The following is a 20,430-nucleotide window of genomic DNA, read 5'->3' as shown; positions in this document are numbered from 1 at the left end:
CGACAGAAGGGAATAGCCATGGCTTCGCAAGACAATGACAAACGCATTCGCCAGGACGCGCTGCACCGGCCGGGGCAGCAAGGTCCTGTCAGCGCGGCCTCTGGCGGCACGCGCACGCGCCAAGGCAGCAACTACGGTGACTGGCGCCCCGACGATCCGTCCAGCCTTCGCGGCCACGACGGGTCGGCCCGTTCGGGCGATTGGGTCGAGGGCGAGAGAGACGAAGCCGAGCGCACCGCATCGGCGCAGGAACTGCAAGCCCCCACCGTGTCGCGGGAAACGAACGAGCTGAAAGACGAGGAGCTGAGGGAGCCACGAGGCGACAAAGGCAGCCAGGCACCCGGCCTCTGAGAGCCACTGCCATTCCGTCGAATCCTGCCATGCAGTGTGCCCACGAGGGCTGCCCGTACCTCGTCGGTGTGCGCGAAGAGATCGGCCTGGTTGCCCAGAAGCAATGGCTCGCCCGGCTCTTCGTCTTTCTGCGCATCGGCGGCGACGTCGGCATGCTCGGGACCGAAGAGAGCAAAGGCGGGCTGTGTCATGCGCCTGTGCGAGCAAATTGCGTTCCCGTCGTGGGGGCAGGGTGAAGAATGCCTGGGGGCATCTATATGGTGCAGGCGGGGAGGCCTCTATACCGCCTGGGTAGCGCGCGGTTAGCGCGAACGACACCGGAACAATGCGACAGGGCTCTGTTACTCAGAGGTTCACGATTTCTTCAACCAAGGGCCTCACAAGGCTCTTTTCATAGAGCCCACTGTCATGACTTGTTCCGAGCTTGTGCGCCGAGCCCGCGCTGTTCTTGGCCCCCTGTCTTCCCCGTTCTGGAGCCAGCGAGGCCGCGGGTGTCGTGCCCTTGTGCTGGGCTCTCTGCTGGCGCTCGGCGCTTGTGGCGGTGGTGGGGGCGGGAGCAGCGGGAGTGGTGCACCTTCCACGCCGACGCCGCCAGTGCCCCCAGCAGCGAGCAACTACGCCGTTGGAGGAACGGTTCGCGGACTGCTCGGCACGGGCCTGGCACTGCAGAACAACGGAGCCGACGATCTGGAGATTGCCGCCGATGGCAGCTTCAGCTTTGCGACACCGCTGGCCAACGGCGCGAGCTTCGATGTCACCGTCAAGTCGCAGCCGAACGTCCTGACCCGCGTGTGCACCGTCGGCAATGGCAGCGGCAGCGTCGCCGGTGCGGATGTGGCGAACATCGTGGTGACCTGCGCCGCTCCACCTGCGCGGTTTGCGTATGTGGTCAACCAGAGCGTGGACAGCATCTCCGCATTCGCGGTCGACGCCGTCTCCGGTGTGCTCAGTTCGCTGGGGGCCGATGTCGCGACCGGCAACCAGCCCGTTTTCGTTGCCGTGCATCCCTCGGGACGGTTCGCGTATGTCGCGAACACGGTCTCCAACGACGTCTCCGCGTACAGGATCGATGGCACCACGGGCGCTTTGAGCGCCATCGGCGTGTCGAATGTGGCCGCGGGCACCGCGCCGTCGACGATCGCCGTGCATCCCACCGGGGCGTTTGCCTATGTGGCCAACAGCGGCTCCAACACCGTGTCGGCCTACGCCATCGATCCGGTCTCGGGCGCTCTGAGCGAGATGCTGGGATCTCCCTTCACGTCCGGGCTTGGGGCGTTTTCGGCTACCACCGATCCCGCCGGTCGCTTCCTGTATGCGAGCAACTCGTTGGCCAACAACGTGACTGTCTTCGCCATCGATGCCGCGTCGGGTGGGCTGACCGCCATCGCAGCACCGAAGGCCGACACAGACAATCTGCCCTTCTCGATCAGCCTGTCGCCCAACGGACGGTTTGCCTATGTGGCGAACCAGGGCGACGACAATGTGACGGCGTACACCGTGGATGCGGGCACCGGCGCTCTGAGTGCCATGGCCGTGCCCCCAGTGGCAGCCGGGAGCATCCCCGTCTCGATAACGGTGGATCCCACAGGACGCTTCGCTTATGTGGCGAACTCGAACGCCAACACCGTCTCCGCCTACACCATCGACGCGGTGTCTGGTGCGCTGAGCCCGATGGCGACCTTCCCTTCGAGCGGCTCAGAGCCCATTTTCGTGTCCGTCGACCCCACGGGCCGGTTTGCCTATGTGGTGCACTGGCAGTCATCCACGGTGACGCGCTTCGCCATCGATGCCGCTTCGGGCGCCTTGAGCGGCCCTGTGGTCTACAGCGGAGCGCTCGCGAGCATTCCAAGGGCGATCGCTTTCTCCCGGTAACTCACACGGCGCTGCGGTGCCGCTCGATGCAGGTCTTCAGAATCTCGTCGGTCTCGCGCTGCCACCAGTGGCCGGTGGAGAAAATCTCCACCTCGCTGAAGCCGGCGAAACCTTGCGCTTCAACCCAGGCGCGTGCGCGCGGGATGTCGATCACGCCGTCGCCCATCATGCCCCGGTCGTTGAGCAGGTCGGTGGTGGGGGTGAGCCAGTCGCACACGTGAAAGGCGAGCAAGCGGTTGCGGCCCGCGCGCTCGATCTGCGCCTGCAGCTTCGGGTCCCACCACACGTGGTACATGTCCACCGCCACGCCGAGCGCGCCGCTCTGGCCGGGGTCGAGCGCGTCGCACACGTCCAGCGCCTGCTCCAAGGTGTTGATGCAGGCGCGGTCGGCCGCGTACATGGGGTGCAGCGGTTCGATGGCCAGCGGCATGCCGCTGTTGCGCGCGAATTCCAGCAGCTCGCCAATGCCGTCGCTGACTTGTTGCCGCGCCAGGGCAATGTCTTTGTGCGCGGCCTTGCCCGCGAGCGCGCCGGGCAGTCCGCCGACCACCAGCACGAGGCAGGCGGCATTGAGTTCACAGGCTTCGTCGACCGCGCGGCGGTTGTCGTCCAGTGCGGCCTTGAGGCCGGCCGCATCGGAGGCCGGGAACATGCCGCCGCGGCAATAGCCCGAGAGCTTGAGGCCGTGCGACTTCACCTGGGCCGAAATGGTTTTCAGGCCGGTGGCGGCCACTTGGTCGCGCCAGGGCGAAATGGCGCCGATGCCGTGGCGCGCGCAGGCATCGAGAATGTCGGGCAGCGGCACTTCCTGGCCCCGGCTCTTGCGCACGGTGGCGGTGTTGATGGAGAGCCAGCGGTGGTCCTGGGAAAAGTCGCGCATGTCATGCCACTCCGTGCAAGGCGAGCAGCGTGTTCATGCGCTGGGTCGCGAGTTCGGGTTGCTCCAGCAGGTGGGCCGCGTCGGCCAGGCGGAACAGCTCGGCGAAGTGCGGCAGCGAACGCGTGCTCTGCTGGCCACCGACCATGGTGAAGTGCGACTGGTGGCCGTTGAGCCAGGCCATGAACACCACGCCTGTTTTGTAGAAGCGCGTGGGCGCGGCAAAGATGTGGCGCGACAGCGGCACCGTGGGGCCCAGGATGTCGTGGAACTTCTGCACGTTGCCTTGTGCGAGCTCGCCCAGCGCAGCACTCGCGGCGGGGGCGATGGCGTCGAAGATGCCGAGCAAGGCATCGCTCTGGCCATGCGTTTTCTCGGTGCCCAAGCCATCACCCGCGATGAGTTCAGCGTAGTTGAAATCGTCGCCGGTGTACATGCGCACGCCCTTGGGCAGGCGGCGGCGCATGGCGATTTCCTTGTCCTTGTCGAGCAGCGAAATCTTGATGCCGTCGACCTTCTCGGGGTGCGCGGCGATCACGGCCAATGCCGTGTCCATGGCCTTGTCGGGGTCGTCGTTGCCCCAGTAGCCCTTGAGCGCGGGGTCGAACATGTCGCCCAGCCAGTGCAGCACCACAGGTTGTCGGGCCTGGCTCAGGATGCGGTCGTACACGCGTTCGTAGTCCGCCGGGCTCCTGGCCACGCGGGCCAGGGCGCGGCTGGCCATGACGATCAGCTTGCCGCCGAGTTTCTCGATCGCGGCCATCTGCTCCTCATACCCTGCGATGACCTCATCGACCGTCTTCACGTTCTCCAGCACCAGGTGGTCGGTGCCGCAGCCCGAGGCCACGAGCGCGCCCGGCACGTCCTTCGCCGCGTCGAGCGAGCGGCGGATGAGTTCGAGCGAGGTCGGCCAATCCAGACCCATGCCGCGCTGCGCGGTGTCCATCGCCTCGGCCACGCCCAGGCCGAGCGACCACAGGCGCTGGCGGTAGGCGATGGTGGCGTCCCAGTCGACCGCGCATTGCAGCCAGGGGTCGATGGCGGCGAGCGGGTCGGCCACCACGTGCGCGGCCGAGTAGGCGATGCGGTTGAACTTCACGCCCGGCGCGGGCTTCACCGGGGCGGTGCCGCGCAGGGTGTAGGCCTCGACTTTGCCCGAGGCGTTGGGCAGTTTCAGCGACAGGGCCATGGCTTCAGACCTTCAAGGCGGGAACGTCGATCCAGCGGCGCTCTTTCCAGCTGTCCAGCGCGGCCTCCACCAACTGCACGCCCTTGGCACCTTCGGGCAGCGTCCACTTGTAGGGCTCGTTCTCCACCACGTGGCGGATGAAATGTTCCCACTGGATCTTGAAGCCGTTGTCGTACACCTGGGTGTCTGGAACGTCCTGCCACTGCTCGGAGAAGTTCATGGTGTTCTTGACGTCCGGATTCCACACCGGGCGCGGTGTGTTCACGCGGCTCTGCGCCTTGCAGCCGGTGAGCGTGGCCACGGCCGAGCCGTGCGTGCCGTCAACGTGGAAGGTGACGAGGTCGTCGCGGTTCACGCGCGTGGCCCAGCTCATGTTGAGCTGCGCGATCACGTGTTCGCCGTTGTGGCCGGTGAGCTCTGCCGTGGCATAGGCCGCGTCGTCGGCGGTGCACTCGTAGGGCTTGCCGGCTTCGTCCCAGCGGGTGGGAATGTGGGTGGTGCCGATGCACGAGACCGATTTCACCTCGCCAAACAGGTTGTCGAGCACGTAGCGCCAGTGGCACATCATGTCCAGGATCATGCCGCCGCCGTCTTCCTTGCGGTAGTTCCAGCTCGGGCGTTGGATGGGCTGCAGGTCGCCTTCGAACACCCAGTAGCCGAACTCCAGGCGCACGCTGAGCATGCGACCGAAGAAGCCCGCGCGGCGCAGCATGTCGAGCTTGCGCAGGCCAGGCAGGAACAGCTTGTCCTGCACCGCGCCGTGTTTCAGGCCAGAGCCTTCGGCCAGGCGCGCGATCTCCACCGCTTCGTTGAGGTTGGTGGCAATCGGCTTCTCGCAGTACACGTGCTTGCCGGCGCGGATGGCTTTGGCCAGCAGGGTGGGGCGCATCTGCGTGGTGCCGGCGTCGAAGAAGATCGTGTCGCTCTTGTTGGCCAAGGCGGCGTCGAGGTCGGTGCCCCAGCGGGCGATGTTGTGGGCCTTGGCCAGCGCTTCCATTTTTTCGGCGTTGCGGCCGATCAGGATCGGGTCGGGCATGACGCGGTCGCCGTTGGAGAGCGTCACGCCGCCTTGCGCACGGATGGCGCAGATGGAGCGGATCAGGTGCTGGTTCATGCCCATGCGTCCGGTCACGCCGTGCATGATGATCCCGAGTTGTTGAACGGCCATTCTGTGGTTCCTTCTCTTCGCTTTGTGAAAACCCGTGGGTGTGGGCAGTGGGTCAGTTGGTCACTTGCAGGCCGGCGGCTTTCACCAGCGCGGCGTTGCTCTTGATTTCGTCTTTGATGTAAGCGTCGAACTGCTCGGGCTTGAGCGTCCAGGCGTCTGCACCCAGCTTGAGGAAACGTTCCTTCACTTCGGGCGTGGCCAGCGCTTTCACGACTTCGTCGTGCAGGCGGTTGACGATGTCGCGCGGGGTCTTGGCGGGCGCCATCATGCCGATCCAGAAGTTGAATTCGGAGCCGGGCACGCCGGCCTCCGCCGTGGTGGGCACGTCGGGCAGGGCGCTGGCGCGGCGCGGCGAGCCCACAGCGAGCGCGAGCAGTTGGCCTTCCCTGATCTGGCCGATCACCGGGGCGATGGGCGAGAAGTAATAGTCCACGCGGCCGGCGAGCACTTCGGTCACCGCTTCGGCCGAGCCTTTGAACGGGATGTTCATGGCGTCGATCTGCGCGGCCATCTTGAACTTCTCGGCGTTGAGGTGGGTGGCGCTGCCTTGGCCGGCGGAGGCGAAGTTCATCTTGCCGGGGTTGGCCTTGGCGTTGGCCACGAGTGCGGGCAGGGTCCGGATGTTCTTGCTCGGGGCGATCACCAGCACGTTGGGTGTGGAGGAAATCGGGGTGATGCCGGCGAAGTCTTGCGCGGTGTCGAACGAGAGCTTGCTGAAAGTGGAGGGGCTCACCGTGTGCGACGACGAGTGGATCATGATGGTGTAGCCATCGGGCGCGGCCGTGGCCACTGCCGCCTGGCCGATGGTGCCGCTGGCGCCGCCGCGGTTGTCCACCACAATGGGTTGGCCCATGCTGGTGCTCATCTTGTCGGTGATGGCGCGCGCAATGATGTCGGTGGTGCTGCCGGCGGCGAACGGCACGATCACGCGGATGGGCTTGTTCGGGTAGCCCTGTTGCGCGAGCGCGGGCAAGCTGGTGGCGAGGGCGAGCACGGCGAGGATGGCGCTGTGGATCGGTTTCATCTGCGTTGTCTCCAGTAAGGACCTTGTTGGTCTGTTAATTAACTGAACGGTGAATAGAGGGGATTATAGGATTCCCTTTTGAGGATCCGCAAGCGCTTCGTTTGTGGAAGGTGTTCAGGGTTTTCCCTGGTTTTGTCGGGGGTAAATGCGCTGAGTTGAGGATGGTTGTCGATGGGGCCTGTACCCGCTAGCCTGGTTTGTATTAACTATTTGGTGATTTTGGTGCCGCTGCATCGTGGCGACGTCGGGCCTGCACCTCCCGCTGACGGCTGGCGTGGTCCGAGTTCTCCGGCGCACCTCTCGGTCGCATACCCATGCAAGCCTTCACCCCTTCGTCAACACCGCATGCAGGACGCCCCCGTGCAGGCAACCGCGAATGGCGCCTGCGCCCGCGAACCCCACCATCCGTCGAGAGTGGGAGGGTGGCACACATCGGGTTTTCTCCGGTCCCTCCGGTGGTGCGCCCAGGTGCTACTGAGGTCGATGGTGTGGGTGTCCGGGCGCAGGCGCCATTCGCGGTTGCCTGCACGGGGGCGTCCTGCATGCGGTGTTGATGCGGGGGGTCTTGAGCGCTCGGGCATCCGACCGCGAGCGTGCGCCGGAGAACGGGCACACGCACCAGCGGCCCGGAGGTAACGCAACGCATGCCAGCGGCGGCCCGGAGGCTAGGCAACGAGCGTCAACGGCGGCCAGAAGCCCGTGTCGAGGTCTGAGGCGCCCGCCAATTTGGGGGGCGTCAACTTGACCAGGAGGCCCGTCGCGCCGCCCGGGCTCCTCGTCGGTGAGGCGGGTGACGTGATGGCGCGACCCAGCACCACCCCGCCGCACGTGCGTCACGACGCCGATCTCTAGCGGCCAAGGACTCAACGCTTGGTGTGCAGCGGCGGTGACTTCGGATTCCCGGCGGTCTCGGCGGTCGCGATGCGTCCGGCCTGCGCATACAAGGCCGTCATGGCCTGCATGAAGTTCGCCGCCTGCTTGCTGCGCTGGGAAACGTCCGCGATCCAGTCCACGCCCGGCACCAGGTATTGCTCGCGCACCTTCCGGTAGGCCAGGCACGCTTCTTCGCCCTTGGCCGTGGCCTCGAACACGCGCTCCCGTCCTTGCAGGTGCACGGCCACCAGGTCCGCGGCGATGAGTTTCTTCAAAGCATAGGCCACCAGGTGGGTGTCGCTGATGTTCATCACCATGCACACCTCGTTCAGCCGGCGTCGGCGCGCCCGGTGGTTCACGGCATGCAGCACCAGGATGTCGAGGGACTTCAGGCCCCGGAAGTCGGCGGCGTCCAGGCAGTTCTCGCTCCAGGTCTGGAAGCCGAACATCAAGGTGATGAGCGCGTACTCGAAGTCGCTGAGGTCGCGGCTCACGGCGTTGGGCTGAAATTCTGCCGCGCCCGAACCGCCGCTGGGTGCGGTGGCGGCGACAAGGCGTTTGGAGGACTTGGGTTTCGGCATGACTTCAGCGGCGCCACGGCAGGGGGCCAGGGATAAACAGACCCGATTATTGCCGTGGCCCGCCGCCGCTCAACCCGCGATGGTGTGGCCATAGACAGCTGCGGCCGCCTCGGCGGAGACAAAGCCCTGCGCGAGGTCCTCGGCGATGGCCTGCGGATCGCGCTTCGTGGGGTCGCCAAAGCCACCCCCACCGGCCTCGAGCGTGGTGAGGCGGTCTCCGCGTTGCAGGATGTAGCGGCCCTTCGGGTGCACCTCCTTGCCGTTCACCTGCAAGCGGCGCAGCGCGCCTTCATGGCCCCCACGCATGCCCTTGGGCGCGAACTCCGTGCGACCCGCCAGGCAGGAGATCACCACGTCACCCGCGCTGTCGTTGATGAACTCGATGCGCTGGCCCAGACCGCCCCGGTACTCACCCGCTCCGCCGCTGTCGGTGAGCAGGGTTTTGGATTCGATGAACATCCCCGTGAGGTTCTCCCACACTTCGATCGAGGTTCCCGTCATGTTCGAGGGGGAGGGCGTGGTGGGTGCACCATCGAGCTGGTGCAGCGCGCCAAACCCACCCGAGGCAAAGAAGATGCTGGCCACCGGTCGGCCGTCGCGGGTCACGCCGCTCATGTTGATCAGGTCCAGCATGCCGGAGTCGGCTTGCACGCGCTCGGGCGCCACGTCGGCCAGCGCACCAAAGATCAACGGCACGACGAAGTGGCCGACGATGTGGCGTCCACCGGTGGGCGACGGTGTCACGGCGTTGAGCAGACATCCCTCCGGAGCCGACACCGACACGGGTGCCACGCTGCCTTCGTTGTTCGGGATGGAGGGCGTGGTGAGGCACTTGATCGCATAGATGCTCATGGCGCGCGTGTAGCACATAGGCACATTGATGGCCGACTGCACCGCAGCGTCAGTCCCGGTGAAGTCCACATGCACCTGGTCGCCCGCGATGGTCACGGCACAGGCCAGCGTGAGCGGCCGGTCTGCTCCTTCGATCTGGATGGCATTGCGGTACACGCCGTCGGGCAGCAGCGCGATCTGGGCGCGCATGGCCTGCTCGGACTGGGCCAGGATGGCGTCGGCCAGTGTGTCGATGCCGTCCATGCGGTACTCGTCCAGGAACTCGTTGACCATTCGCGCGCCCACGGTGGTGCAGGCCATGTTCGCCATCAGGTCGCCCAGCGTCTGGTCCGGCACGCGCACGTTGGCGCGCACGATGTCCAGCACCTGTTCGTTGAGCACGCCTGCACGGGCGAGGAAGCACACGGGCAGCCTCAGGCCTTCCTCGTAGATCTCGCGCGCCGTGGCCGAGAAGCCCGCGCCGCCAATGTCGGGCAGGTGGGTGATGCTCATGCTGTAGCCGACGATGCGCCCCTGGCGGAAGATCGGTTGCATGACGTTCACGTCGAACAGATGGCCCGTGCCCAGCCAGGGGTCGTTGGTCATGATCACATCACCCGGTCGCAGCGTGGACGCCGGGTAAACGGCCAGCATCGCCGCCAGTGTGGCCGCGGCCGTACCGGTGAAGGACGGCACGCTGTAGCTGCCCTGGGCCACCGCACGCCCTTTGCTGTCGAACACCAGGCACGACAGGTCGTAGCTCTCGCGCACATTGGTTGAGAAAGAGGTGCGCACCAGTGAATTGATGATTTCGTCTCCGATGGAGATCAGGCGGTCCCACTGGACCCCCAGGGAAATGGCGTCGATGGTCACGATGGGGTGCTTTCGATGTCGATGTGGATGATGAGATTGCCCTGGTGGTCGACCACGGCCTGGTCGCCCAGCGCAATCACGCAGGTCGATTCGGTTTCTTCGATCAGGGCCGGGCCGTCGATCGTGTCCCCGCTCCGCAGCCGGTAACGGTCGTACACCGGTGTGGATGCAAAGACATGGCGCTCGGCGCAATAGGCGCGACGGTGGCCCTTGAGTGCGGCGCTGGCATCGCGTTGGCCGTCTCGCAGGCGGTAGGTGCTGCCGTCGCCGGGCACCGCGCCTTGCACTTCGGCTTTCCAGGCCACCACTTCGATCTCCTTGTCGTCGAAGCTCTGGCCAAAGATGGCGGCGTAGGCCTTGCCGAACAAGGTCTTGAGCTGGTCCACCACGGCGGCATTGCGCGGATCGGGCAGGTCCACCTCGACTTCATAGCCCTGGCCGACGTAGCGCATGTCCAGCTTGAGTTGCAGGCGGCCGTCGGCCTGTGCCAGCTCGCCGCCCTTGAATTCGGCGCGCACGCGCTGCTCCAGGCCTTGCACGATCTCCAGGTACTGGGCAGGCGTGAGCTGCGCCAAGGGGATGCGCAAGGACTGCACCACCTCGAAGCCCACCGGGCTCGACAGCAGGCCAAAGGCCGACATCACACCGGCGCCGTTGGGGCAGACGACCTGGGGCACGCGCAGCTTGCGCGCAATGCGGGCGCCATGCAGCGGGCCGGAGCCGCCGAAGACGATCATGCTGCAACGGCGGTAGTCCACGCCGCGCTCGGAGGCGTGCACCCGGAAGGCCTTGGCCACGTCTTCGTTGATCACCTCGTGAATTCCCCATGCGCCTCGCTCGGCGTCGGCACCCAGGGGCTCACCGATGCGCTCGCCAATCGCCCGCCGCGCGGCCTCGACGTCGAGCTTCATCGTGCCCCCCAGAAAGCTGTCGGCATCCAGATAGCCCAGCACGAGGTTGGCATCGGTCAGGGTCGGCTCGACGCCACCACGCGCATAACATGCCGGCCCCGGAACGGAGCTGGCGCTGCGGGGCCCGACGCGCACCACGCCGCGGTCGTCCAGTTCGGCAATGCTGCCGCCACCGGCGCCGATTTCGATCATGTCGATCACCGGGATCTTCACCGGCAGGCCGCTGCCGCGTTTGAAGCCGTGCACCCGCCCGACCTCGAAGTCGTAGCGCTTGAGCGGTGTGTGGTCGAGCACCACGCAGCCCTTGGCGGTGGTGCCGCCCATGTCGAAGGACAGGATCTGCGGACGCTCCAACGATTGGCTGTGGCGTGCCGACATCAAGGCGCCGGCCGCCGGACCCGATTCCAGCAGGCGCACCGGAAATCGGCGTGCCATCTCGGGCGTGAGCGTGCTTCCGCTGGAACTCATGATGAAGAATTCACCTTTGAAGCCGGCCTGCGCCAGGCCGTTCTCCAGGCGGTTCACATAGTCGTCCACCAGCGGTTGCACATAGGCATTGAGACAGGTCGTGGTCCAGCGCTGGTATTCACGGGCGAAGGGAAACACCACGCTGGACAGCGAGACGCGAAGCTGGGGAAACTTCTCGGCCAGCCAGGCACCGATGCGCTGTTCGTGGGCGTCATTGATATAGGCGTGCATCAGGCACACCGCGACCGATTGCACGCCGCTTTGCTCCACGGCGTTGCGAACCGATGCTTCCAGTCCGTCGAGCGACAGCGGCGTTCGCACCTTGCCCTCCCAGTCCATGCGTTCGTCCACCTCGATGCGCAGATGGCGCGACACCAGCGGGGCAGGGAATCGCAGGCGCATGTCGTACAGGTCGTAGCGCTGCTCCATGGCGATGTCCAGCACGTCGCGGAAACCCCGCGTGACCAGCATGGCGGTGGGTGTGCCGCGCCGCTCGATCGCGGCATTCGTCACCAGGGTGGTGCCGTGCACGACCATGGAGATGTCGGCAATGGCCACCCCGGCGCGCTGTGCCAGCGTGGTGATGCCGGCCAGCACGGCCTGCTCCGGCTCGGCCGGGGTGGTGAGCGCCTTGTGGATGGTGACATCCTTGCGCTCGTCGTCGAAAAGGGCGAAATCGGTGAAGGTGCCACCGATGTCAATACCAACTCTACAGCTCATGGTTTGGGTTGCTCCAGGAAAAAGAAAACCTCGCCGGGTGGCGAATCAAAGACGTGAAGAAATCAGGGTGGCCGCGGCCAGCACGGCGTCCACCTGTGCATCGGTGATGCCGCGGTGCAAGGCCAGTCGCAGGCGGCCCGGGCCGAAGGGCAGGGCCAGAACGTTGCGCGAGGCCAGTTCCGACAACGCGTGGTCGGTGCCCAGGGACGGGGCGAATTCGACGACGACGAGGTTGGTGCTGCGCTCGGGTTCGTTCACGGTGATGCGCGGCAACGCGGCCAGCGCGTGCGCGAGTCGCCGTGTGCGCTCGATCACCGCGGGGAGTTCATCCAGCTCGCTCAGGCCTTGCAGTGCCGCCGCGCACGCCGCTCCCACGGGCCGAAGCCCGCCGCCCAGGCGTTGCCGCAGCACCAGGGCCCGTTCGATCAATGCCCGGCTGCCCACGAGCAATGCCGCCACTGGCGCTCCCGTGTGCTTGTTCAGGCTCAAGGCGATGCTGTCGCAGCCGCGCGCCAGCCGGGCGGGTGCCACGCCCTGTGCGGCCGCCGCGTACAGCAGCCGCGCGCCGTCCATGTGCAGACCCACGCCGGCGCTTGCGGCCGCCTGCGCGACGGCATCGAGATGGTCGACGGGCAGGGCCCAGCCGCCGGCTCGGTTGTGCGTGTTCTCCAGCACGCACAGCGTCACCGGGGCGCGTTGCGCGTCCGCGCCTGTACCCAGGGCCTGGGCCCAGGCGGCGGTTGGTGCGAACCATTGCCGCTCTGCCGCCTCGCCCGGGTCTGCCACGGCATGCAGGGCGACACCCGCCAGCGCAGCGGCCGCATTGCCCTCCGACAACAGCACATGCGCATCGGCCGGGCATAGCACGGTGTCGCCGGGGCGGCATTGCGCCATCAGCGCGACCGTGTTGGCCATGGAGCAGGTCGGGAAGATGAGCGCGTCCTCCTTGCCCAGCAGCTCGGCCACGCGCGCCTCCAGGCGCTGCTGCCAGGGGTCTTCGCGCAGGCCGAAGTGCCGTGCGTCGGCGGCCGTTGCGGCGGCCGCACGCATGGCCTGGCTGAGCGGCGCCAGAAAATCGCTGCGCAGGTCGATCAGGTCCATGCTCATCCCTTGAGACTCGCGGGCAGCCACAGCACCAACGCCGGGAAGGCGTAGAGGACGAAGGCCAGGACGATGATCAGCACCGCATAGGGCAACGACGATCGGGCGATGGTGCCCATGGTGGCGGGCGCCGCGATGGATTGGATGGCGAACAGGTTCAGTCCCATCGGCGGTGTCAGTTGACCCAATTCGATCAACACCACGATGACAATGCCGAACCAGAGCCCGTCAAAGCCCATGGCCTGGATCGCCGGGTACAGCAGCGGCACCGTGAGCAACATCATCGAGATGCCGTCGATGAACATGCCCAGGACCATGTACACCACCACCAGCACGCAGAAGAACAGGAACGGCGAGAGCCCGGTAGACACCAGTGCTTGGGCCACCTCGTGGCCGAGTCCCGTGGTCGTCAGCGAGAAGCTGAGGATCTGCGAGTTCACGATGATGAACATCACCACCGCGTTCGTGACCACGGCGTTGCGCACGGCGCTGCGCATGCCGGTCCAGCTCAGTTCGCGGTACAGCAGCGCCAGCACCATGGCGCCGATGCAGCCCAGCGCGGCGGCCTCTGTCGGCGTCACGATGCCGAAGTACATGCCGCCGAGGATGACCACCAGCAGCAGCACCACGGGCAGGCAGTCCACCATGGCGCGCACAGCCTCGGCACGCGTCGGCCGGCGGCCTTTGGCCGGCGCGAGAGACGGGCGCAAGCGCACGATCAAGCCGACCCACAGCATGAACAGCAGCACCAGCAGCAGGCCCGGAATCACCGCGCCCATGAACAGGTCGATCACCGACTCCTGCACCACCGAGGCGTAGATCACCAACGGGATCGAGGGCGGGATCAGAATGCCCAGGCAGCCACCGCCGGTGAGCGTGCCCAGCGAGAGCGAATCCGCGTATCCGCGTTTGCGCATCTCCGGAATGGCGACGGTGCCGATGGTCATGGCCGTGGCCGTGGACGAACCGCTGACGGCCGCGAAGATGGCGCAACCGACCAGGTTCGACTGGGCAAGGCCGCCGCGCACGCCGTACATGAGCGTCGACAGACCGGCATAGAAGCGCCGCGACACGCCGCTGCGCAGGATCACCTCGCCCATCAACACGAACAGGGGCACCGCCACCAGCGTGAACGACTCGGTGGAGTTCCACACGATGTCGCCCAGGGTGGGCCAGAGGCTGAAGCCCGAAGCGACCGAGATGGCGATGATGCCGAGCAGGCCCATTGCCGAACCAATGCCCACGCCAAAGACGAGCAGGCACGCCAGAACCACGCCGTACATGGCGGCGATCCATTGCCACGCCATGGTGCTACTCCTGAGTGGAAAGGGTCGCGCGCAGCGCGCGGACGGCGCTGGCCGCGTAGAGAGCGAAGAGCAAGGCGAACCCGACCGGCAGGATGGCTTGCGGCAGGTACAACGGCGTTGCCGAGGGCTGGATCGACACCGTGCCGAAGTTCCAGCTGTTCAGCCACAGCAGGCCGGTGGCATAGGCGCACACGGCGGTCACGGCCATGCCGGCCAGGGCCGAGACGCATTCCAGGGCCGCCTGCGCACGCGGCGACCGACGCGCCACGAAGTTGTCCACCCGCAGGAAGGCGCCGCTTTGCAAGGCATGAGCAAAGCCCAGCAGGGTGATCCAGACGAACAGATAACCGGAGAACTCGTCAGCGACCATGGTCGAGGTGCCGAACACCGTGCGCACGACGATCTCGACGCCGATCAGCGCGGCCATGACCACGAGCATCAGTCCGGCGGCATCGCAACACCAGCCGGTCCAGCGCTGCAGGCCGGACTCGGGTGCGATGTCCTGGGCCAGTTCGTGGGCGCTCATGGAACGGTGCACCCGGTGCGCACCGCCGACAGCAACTGCTGGGCGACAGCGCCATGTTTGGTGGCCCATTCGTTCCACGACGGTTCCATCAGCGCGCGTGCCTGGCGCAGATCCTGGGCGCTGGCTTCCTTGAGCGTGACCTTGTGGGCCTGGAGGTTGGCGCGCGCGGCCATCTCACCTTGCTCGGACATGGCGCGGAACTTGGGCGCCCATTCCTTGAGCTTGGCCTGCAGCGTGGCCCGCACGCCCGGCTCCAGCGCTTGCATCTGTGCATCGTTGATCAGCATGACCTGGTGGCCCATCGTCATGTTGACCAGGTAGCCGGTCTTGACGATGTCATAGGCCTTCCAGTCGTTGGCCGACAAGGCAGAGGTGATGGCCGCGTCGATCACCCTTCGCTCCAGGGCGGGAATCACCTCGGCGGACGTGATGGAAATGGCATTGCCACCCAGGCGCCTCATCATGTCGACTTGCTCGGGGTTCCATGCCCGGACCTTCAGGCCTTTCAGGTCCCCGATGTTCTCGACCGTGCGGTTGAGCCAGATGTTCTGTGGAGGCATGGTCCAGTGCATGCCGATGGACACCTTGTAGCGCGTCTGCACCTCCTGCTCGGCGATCGGCGCCACGGCCTGTATGGCGCGGTCGAACTGCGGGTAGCTGGTGCACAGGAAGGGCAGTTGCAGCACGTTCAGTGCCGGCAGTTCACCTGCCAGGAAGCCGATGGCCACGTCTCCCATCTGCACCTGGTTGGTGGCCACGGCGCGCAACACGTCGGGGGCTTTGAATGGCAGTTCGCCTGCGGCCATGACCCTGATGCGCAGCTTGCCGCCGGTGGCGTTGAAAACGTCCTGGGCGAAGTCCCGGTTGAGCTGGGCGGGTTTGTCGTTGACCGGGAAGTAGGTGAAGAATTTCCACTCGGTGGCCGCCGTGGCGTAGGAGGAAATGGTCGCGGCGACCAGGATGGCTGCGCCTTTGAGCATCCCGGACATGGGCTTGTTTTTCATCGAAACTCCTGGTGATTGGGTAGATGGACCAGGGGCATTTTGGGGTGCGGCATGCCGTGGATCAATGACGCAATTTGCCGGTAATTTGCTGCCCGGCTTTCCCCCATCTCCGGGCGAAGAAGCACCCACGACAGGGTGAAATCGTGTAATGAACAACGGTTGGTTCAGCGCACCAGCGCCCACTTTCGCTGGAAGGAGGGCCTCATTCCAAGGCCCAAGGCCGGTGCAGCCGGCCCGGACCAGGGCAAGTCAGACGATCGCCTGCAAGCTGCGCCAAAGCGGCATCGCAGCCGTCGCAAAGCCGGCGACGTGCAGGGACCTGAGGTCGAGCTGGCCATTGCGCACCGCCAGGTGTGGGCGGGTGGCGCTGTTGTCGTAGAAGCCCGCATGCGCCGCAGCAAACGCCTGCGCCTCCTCCTGCGGCGCGGTGCCGAACCCGTCCACATAGTGGTGCCCATTGCGCTCGATGTGCGTCACGCCCAGGCTGGCCGCAAGCAGCGTGTCCTGCTGCACCGCCAGGCCGGCCTGGCAGGTGAGGTCTTCGCCGGACAGAAGCAAACGCGGATCCTGCGCGATGCGATGGGCGTTGCGCAGCGAGCGGTAGATGCCCTTGCACGCCTTGCTGGAGATGCCGTTGTAGCCCAGGGCCAGGCCTTCGTCGAGCGCGCTGGTGTGGTCGTCGGACTCGTCCAGGATCACCGGCACTTCGATGCCCAGCGAGGCGATGGATTCGCGCAGCGCCACCGCGCGGGCCAGCGGCTGTTCGAGCAGCAGGGTGCGTTGCAGCATGTCGGCCAGCGCGGGAGTGGTGCGCAGCGTGTGCCAGAAACGCCCGAGGCTGGTGGCGTCGGTGAAGGTTTCGTTGCCATCGAGCGTGACGCGGTAGTCGCCCGCCGTGCGCCGCAGCACCTCGCCGATGCGGGTGAGCCGATGAATGTCGGCCTCGATCTGACCACTGAGTTTGAGCTTGAAATGGTGCAGGCCGTAGTGGCGGATCGCGGCCTCCAGTGTGGCGGGCAGGCCATCTTGCGGATCGTGGCCGGGCTCCTCGTCGGTGAGGCGGTCGGCCAGACCGACGGTGTGGCGCAGCACCACGCGCTCCGGGCGGGCCAGACGCAGTTGCGCGCTCCAAGGGTCGCCCAGCGCGCCCGCGACCACGCCGTCCACCCAGGAAAGGTTGGCGGCGCGCAGTGCGGCGTCGGCCACAGCCTTGTCGAGCAGGGCGGTGCCGAACTGTGCGACCAGACGTGGCAGGCCGCGCGCCACCGACACGGCGATGGCGCTGTCGCCCGCGGTCTGCGCATGGGCGTATGGGCCCAACGCATCGGGCGTGGCGAGGAAGGCCGTGCGCGCGTTGCGCAGCGCTTCGCGCAGTTGCTCGAAGTTCTGTTCGTGGGTGAGGTTCGGCGATTTGTCGAACCACTTGGGCACCATCAGTTCGGCGCTCGCGCCTTCGACGGTTTTGCCATGCACTTCGGCGCGCACCTGCACGAAAGCTTGCGGGCACTGGGTGACGGTGGCAGCGCCAAAACGAAAGGGCAGGCGCAGGGTGACGTGGCGTTCGAAGAGCTGCACCTCGCGGATGCGCAGGCTGACGGGGGTCATCTCAATTTTTTCCAGAGTTCTCGGACATGTCGGGCCGAGGCCTCGGCAGCGCCGGGGCCATCGGGCACGTATTCGAAGGGTTCGACCACTACCCAGCCGGCATAGCCCGTGTCCTTGAGCGTCTGCAGCACGGGGCGCTGGTCGGTGTCGCCTTGGCCAGGGCCTCGGCGGTTCTTGTCGTTGACCTGCACGTGGGCAATGTGCCCGCTGGCCAGGAAGCGGCGCAGCACCTCGTGCACCGGTTCGCTTTCGCTGTGCGAGGCCGCGCTCACGTCGAGCATGGTGCGGATGGCGGGCGAGCCGATGCGATCGACGAGCGCAGCGGCTTGGGCCACGGTGTTGATCACCTGCGTTTCGAATGGCCCCAGCGGTTCGACGCAATAGGTGACGTCCGCTGCCTCGGCATGTGGCGCGAGCTCGGCCAGCGCGGCTTCGAAGTGCGCGGTGGCGTCGGCCACGGATTGGTGGGGCAAGGGGGAGCGCTGCCTGGGCGAACCGTGCACGAGCACGCGCGCGCCGCACGCGGCTGCGAAGTGAATCAGGCGGCGCAGCAGGTCCAGCGTGCGGCGGCGCAAAGCCGCGTCGTCGCTGACCAGCGACAGGCCTTCGGGTTTCACCAGCAGCCAATGCAGGCTGGCGATTTGCAGGCCATGGTCGTGCGCGGCGGTGCGAACGCGGCGGGCGGCGGCCTCGTCGAGCGTGGTGGGGTCGTCGGTCAGCGTGAAGGGCGCGATCTCCAGCGCGTCGTAGCCCATGCGCGCGGCGGCTTCGCACTGCGCGGCCAATGGCAAGGGCTGCAGCACCTCGTTGCACAAAGCGAGTTTCATGCGAGGGGGGGCGCGTGGCGGCGCTTGTTGCGGTAGAGCGACCAGAGCTTGAAGCCAATGGTGGCGAAGATGAGGGCGGCCACCGTGCCGGCGATGGGACGGGTGAAGAAAGGCGAGAGATCGCCATCGGACAGGATCAAGGCGCGGCGCAGGTTCTTCTCCATCAGGTCGCCCAGCACGATGCCCAGCACCAGCGGTGCCATGGGGTAGCCGTAGTGGCGAAGGAAGAAGCCGATGAGGCCGAAGGCCAGCATCACGTAGACGTCGAACAGGCGACCGGCAATGGCGAAGCTGCCGACCGCGCAGAGCACGAAGACGATCGGCACGATCAGGTGCTGCGGCACGCGCAGAACCTGCACCAGCGCCTTGGTGAGCACCAGGCCGAAGATGAGGATGCCGATGGTGGCGAACAGCATCATGGTGACCACGTCGTACACGAAGGTGGGGTTCTCCACCATGATCAGCGGGCCGGGCTTGACGCCGTGGATGATCATCGCGGCCATCAGCACGGCCGCCGGCGCCGAGCCCGGAATGGCCAGCGTGAGCACCGGAATGACCGCGCCCGGCACACAGGCGTTGTCGCCGGTCTCGGCGGCCATCAGGCCTTCCACCGAGCCCTTGCCGAATTTCTCCTTTTCCTTGCTCGCGCGCTTGGCCGCGGCGTAGGACGACCACGCCGCCACGTCTTCGCCCACCCCGGGCACGATGCCCACGCCGGTGCCGATGAGGCCCGAGCGCAGGATGGTGCGCCAGTACTGCAGCACGTCGCGCACTTTGGGAATGACGGTGTCGAAGGCGCTGATCTTCACAGGCGCCTGCCGATCGCGCATCGCGGTGAGCAGTTCGGCGAAACCGAAGGCGCCCACCAGCGCCGGCACCAGCTGGATGCCCCCGGCCAGATCGCGCAGTCCCCAGGCGAAGCGTTCGTAGCCGTATTGCGGCTCCTGCCCGATGGTGGCGATGAACAGGCCCGCGATGCCCGCGATCCAGCCCTTGAGCGGGTCGTCGCCGGTGAGCGTGCCGGCGATGATGACGCCAAAGAGGGCGAGCCAGAAGAATTCGTAGGCGCCGAATTTCAGCGCCAGATTGCCCAGCACCGGCGTGAACGTGGCGAGAAAGAACATGCCGATGAAGGTGCCCATGACCGAGCCGGTGGTGGCAATGCCCATGGCGCGACCGGCCATGCCCTGGCGCGCGAGCGCGTAGCCGTCCAGGCACGAGGCTGCGGATGCCGGCGTGCCCGGGATGTTGAGCAGAATCGCCGAGCGCGACCCCCCGTAGATGCTGCCCACGTAGGTGCAGATGAGGATCAGCAGCGCCTGGCTGGGCGGCAGCTTGAGCGTGAGCGTGGTCACCAGCGCCAATGACATGGTGGCGGTGAGGCCGGGCAGGGCGCCCATGACCACGCCGATCAACGAGGCGAGCAGGGCGTAGGCAATCGTCTCGGGGCCACTGAAGCGGGCGATCGACTCGCCGAACATGATCAAGCCTTCAAACATGGTGGGGGCTCAAGGAAGACGGACGAGGAAGAGCTGTTCGAAGACGACGGTGACGACCGCCGACGTCAGCACACCGGCCACCAGCGCCACCACCGCGCGGCGCAGCGGCGGGTATTCGGGCGGGCTGAAGACGGCGACGAAGGCCGCCACGAAGAGCGCGGTGACCAGCGAGAACGGTGCGCGGCCCAGCAAGAGGCCGGCGTACACCAGTGCCAGCGCCATGGTGATGGTGATGCGCCGGTTCAACAGGGGCCCGGTCGGCTGCGAGTCGGCAGAAGCGGTTTCCTTCGCGTGGCGCAGCCAGCCGCGCAGCACCAGCAACAGGCCGAGCAACGCGACCATGCCACCGATCAAGCCCGGCACGAAACCCGGCATGGTGTAGAGCTGTGCGCCCATGGACTCGAAGCGGTCCATGCGCAGGGAGCCGACCACGATCAACAGGCCGAACACCACCCATGCCGCACCGCCCCAGAGATCGGACCTTGGGCTTTTTCCTTCCTCGACCATCTGCTTTTGCCTTTCGTTTCGGTTGTTCACTGCGTCCAAGTCGCACTGTCTTCTTATTTTTCTTCTGGCGTTGCGATGTCGCTTTCGTGGCTGGCCGGGTCTCGGCCCGGCGGCCGAGGCACTTTTCTTTGCTTCGCCAAAGAAAAGTACCCAAAAGAAAGGCGAGCCGAAGACCGGGCCCCTGCGGGGTTCCTTGCGCTGCTCGGTGTGCGGGGAGAAGTTCGCAAACTCGCCCGCTTCGCGGACTCAAACACGCGAACTTCTTTTCCCCGCACCCCTGCGCTGCTCAGCCCGGCCCGACGGCGGAAGGCGGAAG

The 20,430-nt window shown here is 66.4% G+C and carries 18 protein-coding genes; 3 read left to right on the top strand and 15 right to left on the bottom strand.

The features are described from left to right. Positions 1-18: 18 nt before the first annotated feature. From F9K07_RS17910 to F9K07_RS17900, 3 genes are all read left to right on the top strand, one after another. Positions 19-351 (top strand): hypothetical protein, encoded by a 333-nt coding sequence (locus F9K07_RS17910; RefSeq protein WP_159594715.1) that lies wholly within the window; start codon positions 19-21, stop codon positions 349-351. A 29-nt stretch (positions 352-380) separates the two neighbouring features. Next, positions 381-587 carry a hypothetical protein gene (locus F9K07_RS17905; RefSeq protein WP_159594714.1) on the top strand — a complete coding sequence of 69 codons (207 nt, stop codon included), beginning with the start codon at positions 381-383 and terminating at the stop codon, positions 585-587. A 358-nt stretch (positions 588-945) separates the two neighbouring features. Continuing rightward, on the top strand, positions 946-2,223 hold the full coding sequence (locus tag F9K07_RS17900) for a lactonase family protein (protein WP_159594713.1): 1,278 nt from the start codon (positions 946-948) through the stop codon (positions 2,221-2,223). 1 nt (position 2,224) lies between these two features. On the opposite strand, the gene F9K07_RS17895 is transcribed toward F9K07_RS17900, so the two are convergent. From F9K07_RS17895 to F9K07_RS17825, 15 genes are all read right to left on the bottom strand, one after another. After that, on the bottom strand, positions 2,225-3,103 hold the full coding sequence (locus tag F9K07_RS17895; protein ID WP_159594712.1) for a sugar phosphate isomerase/epimerase family protein: 879 nt from the start codon (positions 3,101-3,103) through the stop codon (positions 2,225-2,227). A 1-nt stretch (position 3,104) separates the two neighbouring features. Then, the gene (locus F9K07_RS17890) at positions 3,105-4,289 is read right to left on the bottom strand and encodes a dihydrodipicolinate synthase family protein (RefSeq protein ID WP_159594711.1); all 1,185 of its coding nucleotides are present in this window, start codon (positions 4,287-4,289) and stop codon (positions 3,105-3,107) included. Positions 4,290-4,293: 4 nt separating this feature from the next. Then, positions 4,294-5,457: a Gfo/Idh/MocA family protein gene (locus F9K07_RS17885; RefSeq protein WP_159594710.1), complete on the bottom strand. Its 1,164-nt coding sequence runs from the start codon at positions 5,455-5,457 to the stop codon at positions 4,294-4,296. A gap of 52 nt (positions 5,458-5,509) precedes the next feature. Beyond that, positions 5,510-6,481 carry a tripartite tricarboxylate transporter substrate binding protein gene (locus F9K07_RS17880; protein ID WP_159594709.1) on the bottom strand — a complete coding sequence of 324 codons (972 nt, stop codon included), beginning with the start codon at positions 6,479-6,481 and terminating at the stop codon, positions 5,510-5,512. 863 nt (positions 6,482-7,344) lie between these two features. Continuing rightward, positions 7,345-7,935, bottom strand: coding sequence for a winged helix DNA-binding protein (locus tag F9K07_RS17875; protein WP_159594708.1), 591 nt, complete (start codon positions 7,933-7,935; stop codon positions 7,345-7,347). 69 nt (positions 7,936-8,004) lie between these two features. Next, positions 8,005-9,639 (bottom strand): hydantoinase B/oxoprolinase family protein, encoded by a 1,635-nt coding sequence (locus F9K07_RS17870; protein WP_159594707.1) that lies wholly within the window; start codon positions 9,637-9,639, stop codon positions 8,005-8,007. Then, complete coding sequence (locus F9K07_RS17865; RefSeq protein ID WP_159594706.1) at positions 9,636-11,738, bottom strand: hydantoinase/oxoprolinase family protein; 2,103 nt, start codon at positions 11,736-11,738, stop codon at positions 9,636-9,638. Before F9K07_RS17865 ends, F9K07_RS17870 begins: the two co-directional genes overlap by 4 nt. A 45-nt stretch (positions 11,739-11,783) precedes the next feature. Then, positions 11,784-12,839, bottom strand: a complete 1,056-nt coding sequence (locus F9K07_RS17860) for a threonine aldolase family protein (RefSeq protein WP_159594705.1) — start codon at positions 12,837-12,839, stop codon at positions 11,784-11,786. 2 nt (positions 12,840-12,841) lie between these two features. Further along, positions 12,842-14,146: a TRAP transporter large permease gene (locus tag F9K07_RS17855; RefSeq protein ID WP_159594704.1), complete on the bottom strand. Its 1,305-nt coding sequence runs from the start codon at positions 14,144-14,146 to the stop codon at positions 12,842-12,844. 4 nt (positions 14,147-14,150) lie between these two features. Beyond that, complete coding sequence (locus F9K07_RS17850) at positions 14,151-14,672, bottom strand: TRAP transporter small permease subunit (protein WP_159594703.1); 522 nt, start codon at positions 14,670-14,672, stop codon at positions 14,151-14,153. After that, positions 14,669-15,676, bottom strand: a complete 1,008-nt coding sequence (dctP, locus tag F9K07_RS17845) for a TRAP transporter substrate-binding protein DctP (protein ID WP_159594702.1) — start codon at positions 15,674-15,676, stop codon at positions 14,669-14,671. The genes F9K07_RS17850 and dctP overlap by 4 nt, the downstream gene beginning before the upstream one ends. 249 nt (positions 15,677-15,925) lie before the next feature. Continuing rightward, positions 15,926-17,281 carry a hypothetical protein gene (locus F9K07_RS17840; RefSeq protein ID WP_159594701.1) on the bottom strand — a complete coding sequence of 452 codons (1,356 nt, stop codon included), beginning with the start codon at positions 17,279-17,281 and terminating at the stop codon, positions 15,926-15,928. Continuing rightward, entirely contained in the window at positions 17,278-18,108 is an 831-nt protein-coding gene (locus F9K07_RS17835; protein WP_159594700.1) for a sugar phosphate isomerase/epimerase family protein, read from the bottom strand. Before F9K07_RS17835 ends, F9K07_RS17840 begins: the two co-directional genes overlap by 4 nt. After that, positions 18,105-19,607: a tripartite tricarboxylate transporter permease gene (locus F9K07_RS17830; RefSeq protein ID WP_159594699.1), complete on the bottom strand. Its 1,503-nt coding sequence runs from the start codon at positions 19,605-19,607 to the stop codon at positions 18,105-18,107. Before F9K07_RS17830 ends, F9K07_RS17835 begins: the two co-directional genes overlap by 4 nt. A 9-nt stretch (positions 19,608-19,616) precedes the next feature. Further along, the gene (locus tag F9K07_RS17825; RefSeq protein WP_159594698.1) at positions 19,617-20,114 is read right to left on the bottom strand and encodes a tripartite tricarboxylate transporter TctB family protein; all 498 of its coding nucleotides are present in this window, start codon (positions 20,112-20,114) and stop codon (positions 19,617-19,619) included. Between the last annotated feature and the right edge of the window lie 316 nt (positions 20,115-20,430).

It is taken from the genome of Hydrogenophaga sp. BPS33 (assembly GCF_009859475.1).
Taxonomy (GTDB): Bacteria; Pseudomonadota; Gammaproteobacteria; order Burkholderiales; family Burkholderiaceae_C; genus Hydrogenophaga.
Note: the sequence above shows the minus strand (reverse complement) of the source record. Positions and strands in the feature narration are given on the sequence as shown.

Excerpts from the sequence above, each read along its gene's own strand:
- F9K07_RS17910 (WP_159594715.1), top strand. The coding sequence starts at position 19 with ATGGCTTCGCAAGACAATGACAAACGCATTCGCCAGGACGCGCTGCAC.
- F9K07_RS17905 (WP_159594714.1), top strand. The coding sequence starts at position 381 with ATGCAGTGTGCCCACGAGGGCTGCCCGTACCTCGTCGGTGTGCGCGAA.
- F9K07_RS17895 (WP_159594712.1), bottom strand. The coding sequence starts at position 3,103 with ATGCGCGACTTTTCCCAGGACCACCGCTGGCTCTCCATCAACACCGCC.
- F9K07_RS17890 (WP_159594711.1), bottom strand. The coding sequence starts at position 4,289 with ATGGCCCTGTCGCTGAAACTGCCCAACGCCTCGGGCAAAGTCGAGGCC.
- F9K07_RS17885 (WP_159594710.1), bottom strand. The coding sequence starts at position 5,457 with ATGGCCGTTCAACAACTCGGGATCATCATGCACGGCGTGACCGGACGC.
- F9K07_RS17880 (WP_159594709.1), bottom strand. The coding sequence starts at position 6,481 with ATGAAACCGATCCACAGCGCCATCCTCGCCGTGCTCGCCCTCGCCACC.
- F9K07_RS17875 (WP_159594708.1), bottom strand. The coding sequence starts at position 7,935 with ATGCCGAAACCCAAGTCCTCCAAACGCCTTGTCGCCGCCACCGCACCC.
- F9K07_RS17865 (WP_159594706.1), bottom strand. The coding sequence starts at position 11,738 with ATGAGCTGTAGAGTTGGTATTGACATCGGTGGCACCTTCACCGATTTC.
- F9K07_RS17860 (WP_159594705.1), bottom strand. The coding sequence starts at position 12,839 with ATGGACCTGATCGACCTGCGCAGCGATTTTCTGGCGCCGCTCAGCCAG.
- F9K07_RS17855 (WP_159594704.1), bottom strand. The coding sequence starts at position 14,146 with ATGGCGTGGCAATGGATCGCCGCCATGTACGGCGTGGTTCTGGCGTGC.
- F9K07_RS17850 (WP_159594703.1), bottom strand. The coding sequence starts at position 14,672 with ATGAGCGCCCACGAACTGGCCCAGGACATCGCACCCGAGTCCGGCCTG.
- dctP (WP_159594702.1), bottom strand. The coding sequence starts at position 15,676 with ATGAAAAACAAGCCCATGTCCGGGATGCTCAAAGGCGCAGCCATCCTG.
- F9K07_RS17840 (WP_159594701.1), bottom strand. The coding sequence starts at position 17,281 with ATGACCCCCGTCAGCCTGCGCATCCGCGAGGTGCAGCTCTTCGAACGC.
- F9K07_RS17835 (WP_159594700.1), bottom strand. The coding sequence starts at position 18,108 with ATGAAACTCGCTTTGTGCAACGAGGTGCTGCAGCCCTTGCCATTGGCC.
- F9K07_RS17830 (WP_159594699.1), bottom strand. The coding sequence starts at position 19,607 with ATGTTTGAAGGCTTGATCATGTTCGGCGAGTCGATCGCCCGCTTCAGT.
- F9K07_RS17825 (WP_159594698.1), bottom strand. The coding sequence starts at position 20,114 with ATGGTCGAGGAAGGAAAAAGCCCAAGGTCCGATCTCTGGGGCGGTGCG.